The 20,220-nt window shown below is 40.6% G+C and carries 17 protein-coding genes; 12 read left to right on the top strand and 5 right to left on the bottom strand.

Annotated features, from left to right (window positions below; all coding sequences use genetic code 11):
- Positions 1-36 precede the first annotated feature (36 nt).
- The 4 genes from mnmG (at position 37) to F2B13_RS12925 (ending at position 4,348) form a co-directional block, all read left to right on the top strand.
- Positions 37-1,905 (top strand): tRNA uridine-5-carboxymethylaminomethyl(34) synthesis enzyme MnmG, encoded by a 1,869-nt coding sequence (gene mnmG / locus F2B13_RS12910; protein WP_149273706.1) that lies wholly within the window; start codon positions 37-39, stop codon positions 1,903-1,905.
- A gap of 191 nt (positions 1,906-2,096) precedes the next feature.
- Positions 2,097-2,657, top strand: coding sequence for a hypothetical protein (locus F2B13_RS12915; protein WP_149304383.1), 561 nt, complete (start codon positions 2,097-2,099; stop codon positions 2,655-2,657).
- Positions 2,635-3,483, top strand: a complete 849-nt coding sequence (locus F2B13_RS12920; protein ID WP_149273710.1) for a class I SAM-dependent methyltransferase — start codon at positions 2,635-2,637, stop codon at positions 3,481-3,483. Before F2B13_RS12915 ends, F2B13_RS12920 begins: the two co-directional genes overlap by 23 nt.
- 358 nt (positions 3,484-3,841) lie before the next feature.
- Positions 3,842-4,348, top strand: a complete 507-nt coding sequence (locus F2B13_RS12925) for an OmpH family outer membrane protein (protein WP_149275392.1) — start codon at positions 3,842-3,844, stop codon at positions 4,346-4,348.
- A 41-nt stretch (positions 4,349-4,389) separates the two neighbouring features.
- Here F2B13_RS12925 and F2B13_RS12930 read toward each other — a convergent pair whose 3' ends face one another.
- Both F2B13_RS12930 and F2B13_RS12935 read right to left on the bottom strand, forming a co-directional pair.
- Positions 4,390-4,785 carry a DoxX family protein gene (locus F2B13_RS12930; protein WP_149275393.1) on the bottom strand — a complete coding sequence of 132 codons (396 nt, stop codon included), beginning with the start codon at positions 4,783-4,785 and terminating at the stop codon, positions 4,390-4,392.
- A gap of 50 nt (positions 4,786-4,835) precedes the next feature.
- A complete protein-coding gene (locus tag F2B13_RS12935; protein ID WP_149304384.1) occupies positions 4,836-5,993 on the bottom strand; it encodes a DNA polymerase III subunit in 1,158 nt (385 codons plus the stop codon).
- Positions 5,994-6,159: 166 nt separating this feature from the next.
- Here F2B13_RS12935 and F2B13_RS12940 point away from each other — a divergent pair, with 166 nt between their 5' ends.
- The 3 genes from F2B13_RS12940 (at position 6,160) to F2B13_RS12950 (ending at position 10,202) form a co-directional block, all read left to right on the top strand.
- Positions 6,160-7,350: a phosphoglycerate kinase gene (locus tag F2B13_RS12940; protein WP_149304385.1), complete on the top strand. Its 1,191-nt coding sequence runs from the start codon at positions 6,160-6,162 to the stop codon at positions 7,348-7,350.
- A 160-nt stretch (positions 7,351-7,510) separates the two neighbouring features.
- Positions 7,511-9,193 carry a LysM peptidoglycan-binding domain-containing protein gene (locus F2B13_RS12945; protein ID WP_232625236.1) on the top strand — a complete coding sequence of 561 codons (1,683 nt, stop codon included), beginning with the start codon at positions 7,511-7,513 and terminating at the stop codon, positions 9,191-9,193.
- 13 nt (positions 9,194-9,206) lie between these two features.
- Positions 9,207-10,202: a DUF4837 family protein gene (locus F2B13_RS12950; protein WP_149304386.1), complete on the top strand. Its 996-nt coding sequence runs from the start codon at positions 9,207-9,209 to the stop codon at positions 10,200-10,202.
- Positions 10,203-10,269: 67 nt separating this feature from the next.
- Here F2B13_RS12950 and F2B13_RS20490 read toward each other — a convergent pair whose 3' ends face one another.
- The 3 genes from F2B13_RS20490 to tatA form a co-directional block, all read right to left on the bottom strand.
- Positions 10,270-10,443 (bottom strand): DUF6747 family protein, encoded by a 174-nt coding sequence (locus F2B13_RS20490; protein WP_198439696.1) that lies wholly within the window; start codon positions 10,441-10,443, stop codon positions 10,270-10,272.
- Between the two features lie 348 nt (positions 10,444-10,791).
- Positions 10,792-13,338 carry an OmpA family protein gene (locus F2B13_RS12955; RefSeq protein ID WP_232625237.1) on the bottom strand — a complete coding sequence of 849 codons (2,547 nt, stop codon included), beginning with the start codon at positions 13,336-13,338 and terminating at the stop codon, positions 10,792-10,794.
- A gap of 353 nt (positions 13,339-13,691) precedes the next feature.
- Positions 13,692-13,874 (bottom strand): twin-arginine translocase TatA/TatE family subunit, encoded by a 183-nt coding sequence (gene tatA / locus F2B13_RS12960; RefSeq protein WP_149273718.1) that lies wholly within the window; start codon positions 13,872-13,874, stop codon positions 13,692-13,694.
- Positions 13,875-14,063: 189 nt separating this feature from the next.
- Here tatA and F2B13_RS12965 point away from each other — a divergent pair, with 189 nt between their 5' ends.
- The 5 genes from F2B13_RS12965 (at position 14,064) to rfbB (ending at position 20,220) form a co-directional block, all read left to right on the top strand.
- Positions 14,064-14,930, top strand: coding sequence for a M23 family metallopeptidase (locus F2B13_RS12965; RefSeq protein WP_149273720.1), 867 nt, complete (start codon positions 14,064-14,066; stop codon positions 14,928-14,930).
- A gap of 9 nt (positions 14,931-14,939) precedes the next feature.
- Positions 14,940-16,436 carry a GH3 auxin-responsive promoter family protein gene (locus F2B13_RS12970; protein ID WP_149273722.1) on the top strand — a complete coding sequence of 499 codons (1,497 nt, stop codon included), beginning with the start codon at positions 14,940-14,942 and terminating at the stop codon, positions 16,434-16,436.
- Positions 16,437-16,501: 65 nt separating this feature from the next.
- Positions 16,502-18,187: a DUF6909 family protein gene (locus F2B13_RS12975; RefSeq protein ID WP_149273725.1), complete on the top strand. Its 1,686-nt coding sequence runs from the start codon at positions 16,502-16,504 to the stop codon at positions 18,185-18,187.
- A 4-nt stretch (positions 18,188-18,191) separates the two neighbouring features.
- Positions 18,192-19,199 (top strand): hypothetical protein, encoded by a 1,008-nt coding sequence (locus F2B13_RS12980; protein WP_149273740.1) that lies wholly within the window; start codon positions 18,192-18,194, stop codon positions 19,197-19,199.
- Entirely contained in the window at positions 19,174-20,220 is a 1,047-nt protein-coding gene (gene rfbB, locus F2B13_RS12985; protein WP_232622891.1) for a dTDP-glucose 4,6-dehydratase, read from the top strand. The genes F2B13_RS12980 and rfbB overlap by 26 nt, the downstream gene beginning before the upstream one ends.

The following is a 20,220-nucleotide window of genomic DNA, read 5'->3' on the forward strand; positions in this document are numbered from 1 at the left end:
GCATTCTCTTCATAGATCAAAAAAGGAATAATTGGTATGTTTTCAGAAGAATATGATGTGATTGTGGTTGGGGGTGGCCATGCAGGTGCGGAGGCCGCGGCGGCTGCCGGGAGTATGGGCTCTTCAACCCTTTTGGTGACTATGAACTTACAAACCATTGGTCAGATGTCTTGCAATCCGGCCATGGGAGGTATCGCAAAGGGTCAAATAATCAGGGAAATTGACGCCCTTGGCGGCTATAGTGGAATTGTTTCTGACAAGTCATCGATTCAGTTTAAAATGCTAAACAAGTCAAAGGGTCCTGCTATGTGGAGCCCAAGGACTCAAAATGATAGAATGCGGTTTGCCGAAGAATGGCGGTTGGCACTTGAAAAGAATCCCAATGTCGACTTCTATCAAGAAATGGTGAGTGGCCTTTTGATAGAGGGGGATAGGGCCGTAGGGGTTAGAACATCCCTTGGTATTGAAATAAGGTCCAAAGCGGTGGTGTTGACAAACGGAACCTTCTTGAATGGGTTGATTCACATTGGAGAAAAACAGTTTGGGGGCGGTCGCGCAGGCGAACGAGCTGCTACGGGTATTACGGAACAATTGATTGATTTAGGCTTTTCAAGTGGAAGGATGAAGACAGGAACTCCACCTAGGGTAGACGGACGTTCATTGAATTATGACGTTATGATTCCGCAACCAGGTGATGAACAACCCTCACGTTTTTCATATCTAGAAACCCCGATTTTAAAAGAACAAAGAGATTGTCACATGACGCATACCAGCGAAATGGTACATGATCTTTTAAGGGAAGGGTTTGATAGGTCTCCAATGTTCAATGGCAGAATAAAGAGTGTTGGACCAAGATACTGCCCTTCAATTGAAGACAAGATAAATCGGTTTGCTGATAAAAGTAGTCATCAAATATTTGTAGAGCCCGAAGGATGGAAAACGGTTGAGGTGTACGTTAATGGCTTTTCAACTTCGCTTCCTGAAGAAGTGCAGTTTAATGCACTGCGCTCCGTAAAAGGTTTTGAAAAGGTCAAATTCTTTAGACCTGGATATGCCATTGAGTATGATTATTTTCCTCCCACACAGTTGAGACATACGCTGGAGACTAAAATTGTTCAAAATTTGTATTTCGCCGGTCAGATTAACGGTACAACGGGCTATGAGGAGGCAGCATCACAGGGTCTTATGGCCGGTATTAACGCCCACTTAAAAATACATGAAAGAGAGGCGTTCACGTTAAATAGGGACGAGGCTTATATCGGTGTCCTGATAGATGACCTTATTACAAAAGGAACCGAGGAGCCTTATCGCATGTTCACTTCTAGAGCAGAGTATAGAACCTTGCTAAGACAAGATAATGCTGACTTGAGACTAACGCCCAAAGGGTATGCCATTGGACTTGCCAGTAGTGAAAGACTTAAACGTATGGAAGAGAAGCAGAGCCAATCCAATTCTTTTGTGAATTTTTTCAAGAAAACCAGCGTACAACCTGAGGATATCAATCCTATTCTGAAGGCTGTAGGATCTTCCCCTGTAAGACAGTCCGATAAAATGTTCAAAGTTTTCTCTAGACCAAAGATGACAATGCACCACATGCTTCAACTCGATCATGTGTTGGATTTCGCCGAAGCCAATGGGTTCGATAGTGAAGTGCTTGAACAGACCGAAATTCAGGTTAAGTATTCTGGATATATCGAGAAAGAAAAAAACAATGCCGACAAGTTGCAGCGGCTTGAAAATGTGAAAATTCCTGATGGTTTTGACTATTCAAAACTAAAGTCCCTTTCATTTGAAGCGCGAGAAAAACTAAATGGGATCAAACCCGTTACCATAGCTCAAGCGTCCAGAATAAGCGGGGTCAACCCTTCTGACATAAGTGTATTGTTGGTATATTTGGGAAGATAAGTGCTCATGTTCCACGTGGAACATCTCCTAAGATAAGATTCATAATCAAGCTCAACGCCCATTTCTTTATAAGGGCAGTGGCAACGCTACTGTTGAATTAAATAAGTTCCCAGAAATAGGATTAGAAGATTAAAATACTCAGGTTGGCCTCAATTTTGATATTGCTTTTGGAATAAAATAAAGCGAGCGAGATGAAAAAATCCCCCTTCCTTTTTCTAGCATTACTGCTCTTCTTAGGTTCTTGCATACCTATTAGAATCGCACCTAATATTGAGGATTATCGCGTGACAAAAGGGAAGAAGTTTAAGAGAGGATTGCCGAAACGTGAGATGTTTGTCTTTGAAGATCCAAAGGCAGCGAATGAGTTCTACAACTATGTTAATATAAAATACGGTCTAGATAATAATAATGTGGACGACGACGTTCCCTTCATGCTTGAGAATAGGTTGTATTTTTTCTCGTTTTATGAGGTGGAAATTGAAGATAAAGCGATTCCAATACTGGGAGTTTTTGCAGACGCCTTGATAAGCAGGGCGCTTGATAGTGATGAGTACCAGCCTATTTTTACGCCCAACGACGGTGTCTATAGACGTGGAAATTGGTATATTGCGATTGAGGTATATAGTGACCTTGAGAATGATTGCTTAGCGGAAGATTCTTTTTCAAGAAAACGGCTTCTACAATACCTTACCAGCATTAAAAATGAATACCTGACCACCCATAATTATAATGAGACCGTATTTAAAAACTAAAGACTTTTCCGTTACCGGCGAAGATTTCCAATTGCTCTACGACAAAGACCTAGACCTCTTGGTCACGGAGCCCCAGCCAAAGGAGTTGGAGATTTATTATCGCAGCGAGAACTACATTTCACATACCGATTCGAAAGACACATTTATGGACAGGGTCTATCATACTGTGAAACAATTCAATCTATGGTTAAAAACTAACATGATTCATAAGTATGGCGCTGAACGCAAAACATTATTGGATTTTGGCGCGGGCACTGGAGATTTTCTTATAACGGCGAAGGGCAAGGGATGGTCGGTCGCCGGGGTCGAGCCTAATCCAGATGCGAGGATGCGATCTCGTGAAAAAAGAATGGAATTATACCAGAGTATAAACGATTTAGGCGATTCAAAATTTCAGGTCATTACACTTTGGCACGTACTTGAACATGTGCCGGATCTAGAGAATCAAATAGAACTATTAAAAAAGCATCTGGAAGAAGATGGGATAATGCTTGTAGCCGTTCCAAATTATAAATCCTATGACGCCTCCTACTACAAAGAATTTTGGGCCGCCTTCGACACGCCAAGACATTTATGGCACTTTTCAAGAAGCTCTATACATAAAATTTTTTCCAAGCACTCTATGAAAGTAATTAACACAAAGCCGATGTGGTTCGACGCTTTTTATGTGGCATTACTTTCCGAAAAATATAAAAATGGGAGGCAACGTCTTTTTCCAGCTTTAGCTGTCGGACTACTTTCTAATATTAAAGCTTTAATAAATAAAGAGTTTTCTTCACTGATTTATATCATACAAAACGATACTTTGAGTGGGCGCAAAGACTAATACGTGGTTTTAAGCGGCTTTAAGAGGCCATCTAAGGCTTGGTCAACGAATACCTTTGCCCCACATAGATCGTTAAAAAAAAGCTCTTTATAGCATCTATTTACAATAGTTTTGAATGATGAATTTGTATGCTACGCATAAATATTACTTATTATAAGGGGTGAGGGTTACTTTTTCTAAATAGAATTATATCTATTGAAAAAAATCAAGTAAGCATAGAATTACATAAATAGATACGATTGATTTCAAAAAGCTTTCCTATTTTTGCGCAGCTTGAAAAACGGCATGGTGAATTGTATAGGTAAAAGCTGTACGAATACGTACTAGCTTCAGCAGAAAAACCAAAACTTAAAAAATGATGAAAAATATTGTAACACTCTTTTTACTTTTAGGATTGACTTCGTGTCAACAAGAAAAAATCGGCTTTGTAAATAATACAAGGCTTATGAACGAGTATCAAGAAAAAATCGATGTAGAAGCTTCATTTCAAACCAAGGTTGAGGCTTTGGGTAAGAAAAGGGATAGTATTTCACAAGCTTTCCAAAAAGAGGCACAAGCTTTTCAGGAAAAGGCCCAGAAGATGTCTCAGCAAAAGGCACAAGAAGAGTATGGCATCATGCAGCAGAAAGGTCAAATGATTGGCCAGCAATTGCAGCAAGAAGATCAACAACTTCAATTAAGTGGTCAAACTGAAATGGATAGCATTGTTAGTAAGGTCAAGCGAGAAGTGAAGGCCTATGGGGAGGCTCATGGCTATTCCTATATTCTCGGAGGTGGAGATGGCGGAAGCGTACTTTATGGAAAAGAATCCAACGATCTTACAGATGAAATCGTTAAAATTTTGAACGATAAATATAACGAATAAATCCCTTTATAAGGAATCGTTAGTCCTTGGTAGGTAATACCTTACTGAAGTAGATAGACAAGAAAGGCAGCAGGCATAAAATAGACTGCAATGGTTTTGGCTCCTTCGTAATCTTTAGCAACACGTTGGCCAAACAACAGCATTAAAAGTGATAAACACGATAGTAGGGCCCCATAGAATGCTAAAGTATTTTCATTAAAAAAAGCAATTTGATATAGGCCGATAGTGCAAAGAACACTTGATACCATTTCGGTTAAGAGCACAATCATCAAAAGAATAGGAACAATATTGCTAAGCGGCGTTCCTGAAAAATGCTCCTTAAGCCAAGATAAGTTTCCCGCCCAGTCGAAGACTTTGTCAATACTACTCTGAAGAAACACGATGATCAAAAAGAGTAACAATAGTATTTCCGCAGCATTTTCCAAAATTTTTTCCATTGCCATAAACTTGGTCGTTTTGTGATTTATCGGGATAGTCGATTTATTTTTTAAGCGATTATAGCCTTTCGATGCAGTAATCGGGTCAATTTTATGGACAGGTCGGTCAGTATTATTTTCGAATTACCATTGCGCTCGACATGATAGATGGCATCTTCAAGTTCATGAACAATGCTCAGCACATTATTTTCATGTATGAAAGGCGCAAACTTTTCCAACTGAAAACCATCGACATGAATACGCATAAAAGCAAGATCTTCTGCTTTATAATTGATTAGCATGGCTTGCCGAATTACCGCAACACAATAGTGCAGAAACTTTTTTTGTGTCTCCCTTCCCGTTTTTGAAACCTCTTCGCTCCAAAGAATCAATTCGTGTATAGCTGCTTTGTTGCCCTTTGCCTTAAAGGCACTGCGAACCCATTGTACAAACCATTTTTCAAAGACTAAATCTTCCGAATCGTTGTTCATCAAGTCGATAGCCTTATTGAAATTTCCGTCAGCTTCATGTGCAACTCGCAAGGCAACCTCCCTTTCCAATCCTTTTCTCACCAAAGCATCGGCCATTACATGCTCGGCTAAGGGGGGAAAGTGTAAGATTTGGCAGCGGGAACGTATCGTTTGAATTATTTGGTCTTCATGTTCGGCGATTAAAATGAATATGGTTCGGTTCGGAGGCTCTTCGATAAGTTTTAATAATTTGTTTGCGGCCGAGACATTCATTCTTTCCGCCATCCATATTACCATTATCTTATACCCGCCCTCGTATGATTTCAGCGACAATTTCTTAACAATTTCGGAAGCTTCCTCTACCCCAATCTGACCTTGTTTTTTTTCGATTCCGATAAGTTGATACCAGTCAAAAAGGTTTCCATACGGTTGGCTCTTTAAAAACTGGCGCCATTCTTCCATATAATGGTCGCTGACCGCATGGCTTTTGACCTTGTCTGAATTTGAGACTGGAAATGCAAAATGCAAGTCGGGGTGTGAGATCGTGTTGAACTTTTGATTACAAACTGCATTTCCACTTCGATTTTCACCATCTGAGTTTGAGCAGATCAGATATCTGGCATAGGCCAATGCCATAGGTAGTGTTCCAGAACCTTCAGGCCCCACGAACATTTGGGCATGGGGTACGCGACCCGCAGCGGCACTGGTAGTTAAATGATTCTTTATATGCGAGAGTCCCAGTATGTCTTCAAACAACATATTTCAAATATAGTTTTTTTTAGATAGACCGACTGCATTTGGAAATAGTCAACCCTCCCCTCAAAAATCAATATTTATATCAGGGATTTTTGCAAAGTCATGCCTCCGTGGCTAACACACCTTCTTCCTTTTTAGTACCTTTGCGATTCTCTAAAACCACATTGACATGAAGACTATCGACGATTTTAATTTCAAGGATAAAAAGGCACTTATTCGTGTTGATTTCAACGTTCCGCTCAACGAAAAGTTCGAGGTGACCGATACGAACCGTATTGAAGCCGCAAAGCCCACAATTATAAAAGTATTGGAAGATGGTGGTTGTGCCGTATTGATGAGCCACTTAGGGAGACCTAAAGGGAAAAGCAACCCAGATTTATCCTTAGAACATATCGCTAAAACGGTTTCGGAAGTAATTGGGGTGAATGTAAAGTTTGTACCCGAATGTGTGGGTGAAATAGCCGAGAAAGCTGTTGAAGCCTTACAGCCTGGTGAAGTGTTGTTATTGGAAAACCTCAGGTTTCATGGTGAAGAAGAAGGTGGAGATAAAGATTTTGCGGAAAGACTCTCCAAGCTAGGAGATATTTATGTAAACGATGCCTTTGGAACAGCTCACAGGCCTCATGCGTCTACAACCATCGTGGCGCAATTCTTTCCAGAAAGCAAATGCTTTGGTTATCTGCTCGCTAAAGAGATCGAAGCTATAGACAAAGTTATGCAGACCGGTGAAAAACCGGTATTGGCCATTTTAGGAGGTGCCAAAGTTTCATCGAAAATTACGATTATCGAAAATATCTTGGATAAGATAGACCATTTGATTATTGGGGGCGGAATGACGTATACTTTTGTTAAAGCCAGGGGCGGGCAGGTCGGAGACTCTATCTGTGAGGACGATAAAAAGGAGCTGGCCATGGATATCTTAAAACAGGCCAAAGAAAAAGGGGTTGAGGTCCATTTGCCAGTCGATGTGGTAGCCGCAGATAGCTTTGCCAATGACGCCAATACCCAAATAGTAGATGTAGACAAGATTCCGGATGGATGGCAAGGACTAGATGCCGGCCCAAAGACTTTAGAGAACTTCAAAGCGGTTATTTTAAAGGCCAAAACTATATTATGGAATGGTCCTGTAGGGGTTTTCGAAATGGAGTCTTTTGCGAAGGGAACAATAGCAGTGGGCAATGCAATAGATGAAGCCACAAAAAATGGTGCTTTTTCACTCGTTGGAGGCGGAGATTCCGTGGCCGCGGTGAAACAATTCGGTTTTGAAGACAAAGTGAGTTATGTTTCTACAGGAGGTGGTGCCATGCTGGAAAGCTTGGAGGGCAAAACCTTGCCCGGCATCGCTGCAATAATTGACTAATAAACACGTTATCGATGAAAGGGTAATTAAGTTCAAGAAAAAGTTACCGGACACGAAAATTTTATTTTTAGAAAAAAAAAGACGATTTTAGTAGGGCAGCCCAAAGGGCTGCCCTACTAAAATGTAGGTATAGGCCAATTAAAAAATGAGCTCCTTATAAATGACAGCAAAAAATTCTATCACTGCATGTTTATGCCTGGTTTTCTCTCTTTCAATGGCGGCACAACAAAAGGACTCTCTTGTAGCTTCTAAGAAGGAGCGAAAGGTTGTTCCCTTTACGGAAGGGCTTTCATCCATAGATACTTTGGCCAAAGAAGTCGACCCGGTCGAGCAAATGGAACTGATGGCATCCGACACCATTATTAACGCAGACGCCATGGCTTTATTGGCAGAGGGAAAGGCAGGCAAATATAATCTACAGGACCATACCGAGGCGGCACGGTTGGACAGCCTTTGGATGAAGGAACTTTATGAATATGCTTCATCTTTTGACGAGATGTATGATGAGGTTTCGAATCTGGTAATAGATCAAAAAAACCCCTTAAATGAAGAAGAGGAAGAACTATATGTGTACGATTTACCAACCGATTCGTTAAAAGCGAGGTTGTATAAGCTAAACCAGAAAACTCCCTTCAACGTAGCTTATAACCCATCTTTAGAAAGTGTTATCAAATCGTTTTTGATAAGAAAGAGAGGTTTGATGGAGCGTATGTTGACAGCCAGTCAATTTTACTTTCCTTTGTTCGAACAACAGTTCGATAACTACGACATTCCCTTGGAAATGAAATACCTTTCCATCGTTGAATCTGCCTTGAACCCCAGGGCGCGATCTAGGGTGGGAGCGACAGGCCTTTGGCAATTCATGTATGGTACAGGAAGACAGTATAAGCTTGATGTTTCAAGCTATGTAGACGAACGTAGCGACCCGATTAAATCAACCGAGGCCGCCTGTCAGTTTCTCTCCAAACTGTATGATATCTATGAAGATTGGGACTTGGCCCTAGCCGCATACAATTCCGGCCCAGGTAATGTAAACAAGGCCATTCGCCGATCAGGCGGGTATAAGAACTATTGGAATCTTCGAAGTTATCTACCACGTGAAACGGCAGGCTACGTGCCTGCATTTCTGGCGACCATGTATATCTTTGAGTATGCCAAGGAACATGACCTCAAGTATATAAAGGTAGAACGGCCATATTTCGAAACGGATACGGTGCACGTAAAAAGCTTGATTACGTTTGAACAAGTTTCCGATTTGACAGGAGTTGGCCTTGAAGAACTTAAGATTTTGAACCCTTCCTATAAATTGAATGTCATACCCTATATCGAAGGCAAGGAAAATACATTGCGTTTGCCCAAAAGGGCCATTGGTAAATTTGTTTCCAACGAAGAGGCCATCTATGCCCATGTTAAAAAAGAACTGGAGAGCAAAGAAAGCCCTTTGCCCCAATTGGTAAAGGCAGCCGAAGAAAACAGAATACGCTATAAAGTGAGGAGTGGGGATTATTTAGGTCGAATAGCCGAGCGATATGGCGTCGGTGTGAGTCAATTAAAAAGGTGGAACGGCCTAAGGAGCAATAACCTAAGAATTGGGCAAAGATTAACGATTTTTCCCAGAAGAATGCCGAGAACGGCTACGGTTTCTACAGAAGGCGAAGCTTCTTCTACAGGAGGTGGCACTTTGGGAGCCAAGGTCCATACCGTGAGGAGTGGAGATTCGCTATGGACGATTTCTAAAAAATATCCTGGAATTTCTGTGGAGAATTTACGAGAATGGAACGGTATTAGTGGTAGTAATCTAATACCGGGCACAAAACTTAAATTGTGCGATTGTTCATCGTAAATCAAGACCAAAAATGAAAAAAGCCAGAACACTATTTTTTATTTTTTTCGTAGTACTAATTGCTTGTAAAGACTCAAAGAACCAAAGTTATCTACCCACATCTACTGGCGCCATAAATTCAATGGTAGCTGTAGTCGACAACGAACTATGGAAAGGGCGTGTAGGCGATACCATTCGTCGGTACTTTGCTGCTCCGATAGTCGGTATGCCCATGGATGAACCCTTGTTTAGCATCGATCAAATAGCCCCTAAATTTTTCACTGGTTCTATAAAGAATAACAGGTCGATTTTGTACGTCATGGAAGATTCTTTGAGCTTGGGGCATATTAAGACCGATATGTATGCCACTCCTCAAAAGGTGGGGGTAATCAAGGGCAGAAATGAAGAGGAGATTATTGATAATATAGGGCGTGAGGCCAAAAAAATCATAGAGGCCTTCAAAGCTATGGAAATTGAAGCAGCACAAAAACGTTTTGAGCGTTCCCTGAACAAGGAAAATGTACTTGAGGAAAAGTTCGGTATTTCTTTGAAAATACCGTCGATTTATAAGGTCGGAAAGCAAGAGGATAATTTTGTGTGGATCGATCGTGAGATACTTAAAGGCACGGCAAATATTATTGTCTATGATATGCCGATAGATAGCTTTAACAATGAAGCTACTCTAGTTAAAGATATTGTCTCGATGCGCGATTCTATAGGGGCCAAATATATTCCCGGCCCAGATGTGACCGGTAAAATTACGCATATGCGAACAGAGCCGGCATTTGCACCCTATATTTATCCTGTAGAGATTGCGGGAAAGAAAGGTGTCGAGGTAAGGGGGTTATGGGACATAAAGAACTATCCTATGGCAGGGCCCTTTTTAACCTACATTTTAAACGACAAAGAGAACAATAGAAAATTAGTACTAGAGGGATTTGTTTTTGCACCGGCTACAGAGAAGCGAAACGATATGTTCGAACTGGAGGCCATCTTAAAAACACTGAAATTCGAATCGACCGACAGATAACAGGTAAAACGAACTAAAAGAGAAACGCCCATTCATGAGAGGGGCGTTTTTTATTTTTTAGGCACTATTAGATTCCGAAATGAAAGCCTGTTGAAACCCTGTAGATAAATGCATAAAGGGTAATCAATAACAAGGCAAAACAAAACCATGAATACGCCTTGAATGACTTTTGAAGCACTTTATAGGTCCAATCCTTAAAGGCCTCAATATAAATCTCTCTCATAAGTAATAAATTCTTCATAGATTCAATTTTAAATGTTTCTGTTCCAAAGATGACTATCTTCAAGAGCCTACAAGAATTAATTGGATGAATCACCAAGGATTTCGATGATAATAATCCTTCTATTATAACAATACGATATAAGGGCATAATAGCCGATGAACGGTACGCCTACATCTACCATATCATAAAAATTTAGCACTATATTTTTGCTGCGCCATCTTGACCAACTACAAATCGTTAAGAGTGGTTTTATTTCAAGGCCGACGAAGTGCTTTGACCCACGCAGGCCGTTTTGGTGAGGGCACAAAAAAGCCGTTGTCATTTGACAACGGCTTTTGCAGTATTGGTTTAAGAAAGTTTAGTATACTACATTTTTACGATGATAAATTCAGAACGCCTATTCAGAAAATGGGCTTCCTCGGTACAGCGTACCGTGCCATCACATTCGTTGATTAAGCGGCTTTCACCATACCCAATGGCGCTTTCAATTCGACTTGGATCTATACCTTGGGAGATTATATAATCGCGGGTCGATTTGGCTCTTTTATCGGAAAGGTATTCGTTATATACCCGACTACCCCTTGAGTCGGTGTGTGATTCTATTTTAATGACCATACCTGGGTACTCCTTCATGACGCTGACCAATTTGTTCAATTCTTTTGAGGCATCGGAACGAATGTTCCACTTGTCAAAGTTGAAGTAAATCATTTCGGTTTTCAATTTTTTGATGCCTTCTTCGACTGCGATCATTTCTTCTAGGCGCTTCATAGAAACATCAATATTAACCCTTTGATTATCTTTTGTTGTTACGATTTGTTCGTTCTCAAAGAACTTGCTCTGAACGGTTTTGACGGTATATTTTTTGTTGCTTTCAAGGTCTTCGAATATGAAGCTGCCATCCTCTTGAGTAAGTATCTCTTTGAGTTTTATACCGTTTTCATCTAAAAGTTGTACCAAGGCTTTTGGCATATTATCACCGGTAATCTCTTGGGTCACAACACCGGCTATAGCATTGAGATTTGCCGGAACTTCTTCTACTAACAATCTTTTAAACGAATAGATGTCGTCGTCCCCTTTTCCTCCTTTTCGGTTCGAAGCGAAGTATCCTTGTTGATTTTCGTCATTCACGATGTATGAAAAATCATCCTTATTACTATTGATAGGTTTCCCCATATTTTGTGCCTGACCAAACCCTTTTTCTGCATCATAATGGGATTGATATATGTCTAGGCCACCTAGACCAGTGTGTCCATCGGAAGAAAAGTATAGCTTTTGCCCATTAATGAAGGGAAACATTTCTTTGTGTTCGGTGTTAATATTTGGGCCAAGGTTACGCGGTTCGGAAAATGAACCATTCTCGAGAACATCTACCACAAAAATGTCGGTCTTGCCAATGCTTCCGGGCATGTCGGAGACAAAATAAAGTTTTTTGCCATCGGGACTTAGTGCTGGGTGACCCGTTGAATAGCTATCGCTATTGAAAGAAACTTCAACGGCCTCGGTCCATTCGTCGTCAACTTTAGTTGATTTGTAAATTTTAAGATGATTGATTCCCTTTTTATCGCGTTTTAGTTTTTTACCATAATTATTTCGCGTAAAGTACATGGTAGTATTGTCCGGTGAAAAGGTAACCGACGCCTCGTGGTATTTAGTATTTATCTTTTTGGAGAACTTAATGGCTTCTCTAAGGTCTTGGGATTCTTGGTTCAACTTGGCAACGTAAAGGTCGAGATATGGTTGGTTGTTCCACTTATATGTTCTGGTGGTAAAAAATGAGGAATCTGCTGCCGAGGAGAATACGATGCGGCTTGAGTCCAGAAACATGGGTGAAAAATCAGAATATTTTGTATTTACAGCAAGATTTTTTATTTCATACTCTGACGCAGTCTTTAAAAGCCTATCTAATACAATTTCGTCACGTGCGGTCTCACTATCGACAACTTCTTTTTTTCGAGACAGTTGAGCGTCGTCTGTTTTTCGATTGTATAGGCGCATCAATCGCTTGGCCCTTTTGTATTTTCCGGTACCTTTTAAAGCATGGGAATACTTAAACAGCATATCGGCAGACATTTCATCGCCATAATGTTCATATAGCTTATGATACCATTCATATGCTTTTTCCATATTGGTATTGTAATAGTAGCAATCAGCTGCCTTTTGGATAACTTCATAAGAGTAGTTATCTCCCTCCTTCTGTAGTGCCTCTTCGTAGAGTTTGGCGGCCTCGGCGTACCAGAGCTTATCGAAATAACTATCAGCCCTCTGAATAATGAGGCTCTTGTTAGGTTGTCCTCTTTTAGTTATTTGTGGCTCATTTGATTCTTGGTTATGGTTTTCTACGGATGAAGAGTTTTTGGTTTCCTCGAAGTTGTCGATTGAAAGCAATTGTGCGGATTCGTTTTCAGCATTCTCTATTTCTTGCTGTAAATCAAAAGTCTCTCCTCCGATGGCAACACTGTTCTCTACCTCTAGAATCCATAGGTCATCCGTATATTGTCCATCCAGTTTTGACGCACAGGCATCGACGGCTTCCAACCCGAAGGGATAATAGCTCAAATACACATAGTTTAAGCCATTCTGTGGGTTTACGATATACCCAGCATCTTTGAACCCCTTTCGTTGTGATTTTTTGATGGTCTTCTTAAGGTTTTTTCCTTTACTGAACACTCCTGAAATAATATAATAGCCATTTTCAACTTCAGCGAGTCCTTCAAATTTGCGATGGGGAATATTGTTTCTTTTGGCGGCCTCTTCAAACGATTCTGTAAGTGAAAAGGTCTCTTCTGTAAAATTATCCTCAAAACTGTCCATCCCAACAGTAGATTGTGCTCCGTCCAAATTCAAATCCTGATAGGTTTGGGCACTAATTGTTAGGGTGACAAAGAAAAGGAAATGGGCAATTCGTTTTTTCATGGTTTCAAGGCTATTGAAAAACTAGAAATGGGTTTGGCTACTAGTTAAAATTGTCATATCAGAAGGGAGTGCCTTTTAAAAAAAGGTCATATCGTGCCGATATTCACCCCATAACAACGTAAATATCGTGCAAAGGTTACTTGGGGACGATTTTTTGTTGTGAAACCAATAGTTCATGAGGTGAATCAATAGTATTTTGCAGTATGCTGTCTATTTCAACGATGAAACTTTTTTAAGACATGCTTACTAACGCTGTCGCCTCAACGCCAATACCTTTCAGTATATTTAAGATCAAAAAAAACCCCTGTGTATTTGATACACAGGGGTTTTAGCTTATTTTAATTCTTAAAGTTCTAGTCCTTTTTTTCTTCTAAGGTATCGTCTTCTTTAGAGGCATCTTTAAATTCTTTTATACCGCTTCCAAGTCCTCGCATTAATTCGGGAATTTTTTTTCCTCCGAACAATAAAAGAACCACCAACACAACAATGGCAATTTGCCAAGGCCCTATAGCTAAAAATATTTGTAAAGCTGTCATATATTACTATTTAATGAATAACAAATGTACTAAAAAAGTGAATAAGTATCCGTTAATCTTTCGCCTAAAAGCGTTAATTGATTTGTTTGGCACAAATTGCTTATGATAAAGCCCGTTGACTTTAGCTTGATTTATAAATTTTGAGGATAAGCGATCTACTATTCAATTCCATCCTTATATTTGTGTACTATGGCTAAAAAAGTCAAGAAGCGAAAGGAAATCAAAAGAAAGCTACTTCATAAGTATCGCTTGGTCATTTTGAACGAAAGTACTTTTGAAGAGAAGATATCCTTCAAATTGAGCCGATTGAACGTTTTCGTTACCGGATCTCTTTGTATAATAGCACTTATTGCTCTTACCACCCTTTTGATAGCCTTTACACCTTTACGGGAATACATTCCTGGATATTCCTCAACCAGGCTTAAAAAGCAGGCTACGGATTTGACATATAAAACTGATTCACTTGTTCGAACCTTGGATAATACCAATAAGTATCTTGAAAGAATTCGACAAGTGCTGAGGGGCGACATAGAGAGTACGAATATGGATCTGGATTCCCTGAGGGAGCAATTTAAGATGGATCCTTCGAGTATCGATCTTAGCCCGATCAAAGAAGATTCGTTACTTAGGGCCGAGGTGGCCTTGGAAGATAAATACAATCTCTTCGAGCGAAATACCGAGAATGTCGAATTGGTGCTTTTTCCACCCTTGACGGGAGCAATTTCTCAGGGTTATAGTCCTGAACAGCATCATTATGCCATTGATGTCACTGCACCTAAAGACACGCCTATTAAGGCTATAGCAGATGGTACTGTTATTTTTTCTGAGTGGACGGCGGAAACGGGCTATGTCATAATCCTTGAGCACAAAGATGGCCTTCTCAGCGTTTATAAGCATAATGGTTCACTGAACAAAGAGCAAGGCAATATTGTTCGTGTCGGAGAGGTAATTGCAGCTGTCGGAAATACCGGCGAACTGACCACTGGGCCACATTTGCATTTTGAACTGTGGAGAGACGGTAATGCGGTCAACCCCTTAGACTATATCGATTTTTAAGTCCGAAATATGTCCCTAAAGTCGTTCATGGCCAAAATATTTGCGAGGTATATCGCCCGTAAAACCACTCGCTGGAAAACCAGACCTATTGAAACCCAGGATAAGGTCTTTACACATCTTATTGAGACTGCCACTCAGACTAAGTTCGGAAGGGACCATGGTTTTGAGGCGATATCCTCTTATTCCGATTTTGTAGAACGCGTACCAATTAGGGATTATGAAGCCTTAAAAATATACATAGAGGAAGTTGTTGCAGGGAAGGAGAATATAATATGGCCCGGGAAACCCATCTATTTTGCAAAGACTTCAGGAACAACTTCCGGGGTCAAATACATTCCAATAACGGCGGTGTCCATAAAGAATCAGGTGGAAGCCTCGCGCAATGCAATTCTCAACTATATTCATGAGACCGGGAATGCCGATTTTGTCGATGGAAAGATGATTTTTTTGCAGGGTAGTCCCGAACTACAGGAAAAGAACGGAATAAAGTTGGGCAGACTCTCCGGTATATCGGCCCATTACGTACCTAACTATCTTCAAAAAAATCGCCTGCCAAGTTGGAAAACAAATTGTATCGAAGATTGGGAAACTAAGGTTAATAGCATAGTAGAAGAGACCATAGATGAAAATATGACGGTAATTGCAGGTATTCCGTCTTGGGTTCAAATGTATTTTGAAAGGTTACATGCCAAATCAGAAAAGAAGGTAGGTGAATTGTTTCAGAATTTTAAGTTATTTATTTATGGAGGTGTGAACTACGAGCCTTATCGTGCCAAATTTGAAGACCTCATTGGCAGAAAGGTCGATAGTATCGAACTTTTCCCTGCGAGCGAGGGGTTCTTTGCCTATCAAGATTCTCAAAGGGAAAAGGGGATGCTCTTACTTTTAAATTCGGGTATATTCTATGAGTTTGTAAAGGCCGATGAATTCTTTGAGCCAGATCCTAATAGATACACGCTCAAGGATGTAAAGTTGGGTGTGAATTATGTGATGATTATATCGACTGATGCAGGCCTTTGGGCGTATAACTTAGGGGATACCGTTCAGTTTACTTCTTTGAGCCCCTATAGAATAATAGTTTCAGGACGCATCAAACATTTTATTTCGGCTTTTGGTGAGCATGTGATTGCAAAAGAAGTCGAAGAGGCCATGAATCAGGGCCTTTTGGCCACAGGCGCCAGTATAAATGAATTTACGGTGGCACCTCAAATTACGCCCCGAGGTAATGAGCTGCCCTTTCACGAATGGTTTGTTGAATTCGAGAAAAAACCCTCGGACATGAAAAAGCTTATTGAAACTATTGATAGGTCTCTTCAAAAACAGAACAGTTACTATTTTGACCTTATCGAGGGCAAAGTACTTCAGACACTAAAAATCACTGTGATTCGACAGGGGGGGTTCAATGCCTTCATGAAATCTAAGGGTAAGTTAGGGGGTCAGAATAAAGTTCAGCGGCTTGCGAACGATCGAAGTGTCGCCGATGAACTGGAAGCATACAAGGCCTAATGAATTCTAGGTGGTTCAGAAGAATTTTATAAATTTTATATTGTAATTTTGTTCTAAATCCGCATATGGGCAATACAACCAATACTACCCGCGCTCAAGACTCAACGAATGCCATTGAGCGTTTGTACATTACCATGCGGCACCTTTTCAACCGTGGGTTCTATAAACCCGCAGGTGTGTCTGGGGAATCTTTAAAAAATGCGTTACTACAATTACGGCCCGAAATCTATGGTTCTATCGCAGAGGAAAAAGCGGAACTTAATGGTCTAGTATATGTGCTTGAGCGTTTACCGAAAGGTATAGAACAATGTCGTTTTATCAACCTAACCTCGGATGAAGGGTATGGCCGTTCCCATTTTGATCCTATTATCCCTCCGAAAAGAAGGCGAAACTGTTATCGTATTGATTCGGAGCAAATGAACATTGAAATAACACGGGGGCGTTCTGATATTTACGATATTCTTACTCATTTAACCTTTCTTTTTATCGAATCAGGGAAGATTTGTAATCGGGTATTGATCGAGGATACCGATAGGACTATTCGTGATTGGGTAAAACTGGAAGAGGCCGTAAATAAGAACGAACTGACCCTGGCCGAAAGGGAAGTGGCCGTGATACATACCGCGAATATTTTGGGTCGCCCATTTATTGAGATAATGGCCGTTCACGAACAGTTTGCGACCAAGGAAGAGCCTGAGCGTTTTCTAGAGATTATCTATTGGCTGGGCAAATTGGCCATCGAAGAAGAGGTGACCGGCAATAAGCGCACGATTACCTTTAGTGCACTGCTTCGGGAGCGATTGGGACATCATATTCACGGAGAACGGTGGGCGGACACCATCAAGGAAACCCTTCGTAAAAATGGATTATTGAAAAGGCCTATTCATATCATAAGTGCCAATATGCATAGCGTGATGAATTCGTTGTTCGCCAGAAAGGCCCTAAAAAAGGAATTCCCGCAAGAAGATGACCTTGAGGTCTATCAGGCCCTAAGCACTTCGATCAATACGGCGTTGAGGAAAAAAGTAACGACTGCCGCTAAAAAAAATGGCATGATCGCCATTGACGATTTTTCGGGTACGAATATCGACGTTCAACTATTTGATACCGCCAAAATGAGGGAAGGTTCGTGTTGTTATGGATTTCCTAAGGAAAAAGCAGAGGAGGAAAAACCGATTATCTTTGTAATGGACTATGCCTTCGGAGAGCAGGCGTATGAAACGATAGATGAGCTTTTAAAGCCCTTTAAGGAGAACGATAAACCCCCTGTTTTTTTGAATATTGAATCAATTTCCATAATGGGGAAGGCCGGCATACTCGAAGGAGGAAAAGGTGATATAATGATACCTTCCGCTCACATTTTTGAGGGAACCGCCGATAACTATCCATTTGAGAACGAACTATGTGCGGATGACTTTGAGGGCTATGGCTTGAGGGTGTTTGAAGGTACTATGGTGACCGTTCTGGGTACCTCCTTACAAAATAAGGATATTCTTAAGTTCTTTCACCAGTCTACGTGGAATGTGGTAGGCCTGGAAATGGAAGGCGTCCACTACCAAAAGGCGATTCAATCGGCCTCGAAAATACGTAAGAGTATTCGAGAAGACGTGAAAGTACGATATGCCTATTACGCTTCCGATAATCCTTTGGTAACGGGAAGCACCTTGGCCTCTGGCGGATTGGGGACTACAGGCGTTAAGCCGACATACCTCATAACCGATAGAATACTTAAACAAATTTTTAATTCATAAATATATGGCAGAACAACCCTCTAAACCCCAATCTTCTGACGAGATAGATTTGGGACAATTGTTTAAGATGATCGGGAGGGGGTTTAATAACCTTTTCAGATCGTTTTTGCGTTTTTTCCTTTATTTGAGGAACAACTTGCTAACGCTTTCACTTCTGGTTGTTATCGGCTTGGCCATGGGAATCGGCCTGAAATTGCTCATATCCGATGAGTTAAAGACAGAAATCATCGTGAAACCGAACTTTGACAGCAAAGATTATCTCTATAACGTCGTTGAAGAAATAGAAGCCAATCTTAGGGCGAGGGACACTGTTTTTTTTGAAGAAGTCGGTATTGTTACCCCGGAGCTAAAAAATCTAAGGATTCAAATTGAACCCATCGAGGAGAATGAAGAGGTAGAAACCGATGAAGAGGACCTAAAATATTTAGAAATCCTTCAAAATTTTAAAGATGACAGTTTTATTTCTGATGTGGTCAAGGCTGAAATTCTGAAGAAAAGTGGAATGAACCATAGAATTACGATATTCTATAAAAAGGCCTTACAGGGTCGAGAAGCCGCCAAAGGATTAATGGAGTATATCAACTCCAATGAATACCTCAACAATTTGAAGGATATTTATAATGAAAATGCCCTAACAAAGATCGAGCGAAATCAAGAGTTGATCACACAAATAGACTCTTTAATCTATGGGTATACCAAGAATCTTTCAGAAAGTGGTCGAGTGGAACAAGGAACGGTAGTTCTAGAAAATGAGAAAAGTTTGGAGGTTCCAAGCCTACTGTCGCTTAAAAATGCCCTTCTAAAGGAAATCGAAAGGAAAAAGCTGGAGGTTGCCGAGCAGAAGGATGTAATCAAGGTAGTTAATTTCGGAAAAACCCAAAAAGTTAAAAAACCTGTATATACCCAAGGAATTTTGGTGATTCCCATCGTTTTTTTGATATTTTTCTTCATGGTTTCCATTGTGAAGTATTTAAATGTCAAAGCTAATGAAATGGAACGTGGTGCAGCCTGAGCACATTGGAAGGCATCTATTGGTAACCGGTGGCGCAGGCTTTATCGGCAGCAATTTTATACCCTACTATTTAAAAAATAACCCTAACAGTATCGTTATCAACCTTGATAAGCTTACTTATGCGGGCAATTTGGCACATCTTTCAGAGGTTGAAAATAACAATAGGTATAATTTTATAGAAGGTGACATCTGCAATAAAGATCTCATACATGATATTTTCGGTGACTATCACATTGATTCCATAATTCATTTTGCTGCAGAGAGCCATGTCGACAATTCGATAACCGGCCCTAAGGCCTTTATCGATACAAATATAAATGGCACTTTCACGTTGTTAGAGGCTGCCAAAAGTTTATGGCTTACGGATCGGTACCAACCAAGGAAAAGTTTTGAAAATGCCCGTTTTCATCATATTTCTACGGATGAGGTCTTTGGTACGCTGGGGGAAAAGGGTTATTTCAACGAAAACACACCTTATGCCCCAAACAGTCCATACAGTGCATCGAAGGCGGCCTCCGATTTTTTGGTCAGGAGCTATCATCATACTTACGGATTGAATGTGGTGACCAGCAATTGCTCAAATAACTATGGGCCTAAACAACACGATGAGAAATTGATTCCGACCATTGTAAGAAGGGGCTTGAGAGGCCAGGCAATCCCTATTTATGGAAGTGGTGAAAACGTTCGTGACTGGCTGTTCGTTAAGGATCATTGCGAAGGAATTGAAAAGGTTTTTAGGCGCGGTGTGACGGGAGAGACCTATGTAATCGGCGGGAATAATGAGCAAAATAACCTCTCCATAGCCCGAAAAATATGTCACATCTTAGATGAATGGCATCCCAAAAAAAATGGTAGCTATGCGGAACAGATTACCTTTGTAAAGGATAGGCCGGGGCATGACTATCGCTACGCTATAGACGCCCGAAAAATAAATAGCCAATTACATTGGCAGCCAACTACTGATTTTGAAGAAGGATTGCGTCAAACGGTCCAGTGGTTTGCTCAAAAATATTTAGAATAA

The sequence above is a fragment of the Pareuzebyella sediminis genome (assembly GCF_008367235.1).
Lineage (GTDB): Bacteria > Bacteroidota > Bacteroidia > Flavobacteriales > Flavobacteriaceae > Pareuzebyella > Pareuzebyella sediminis.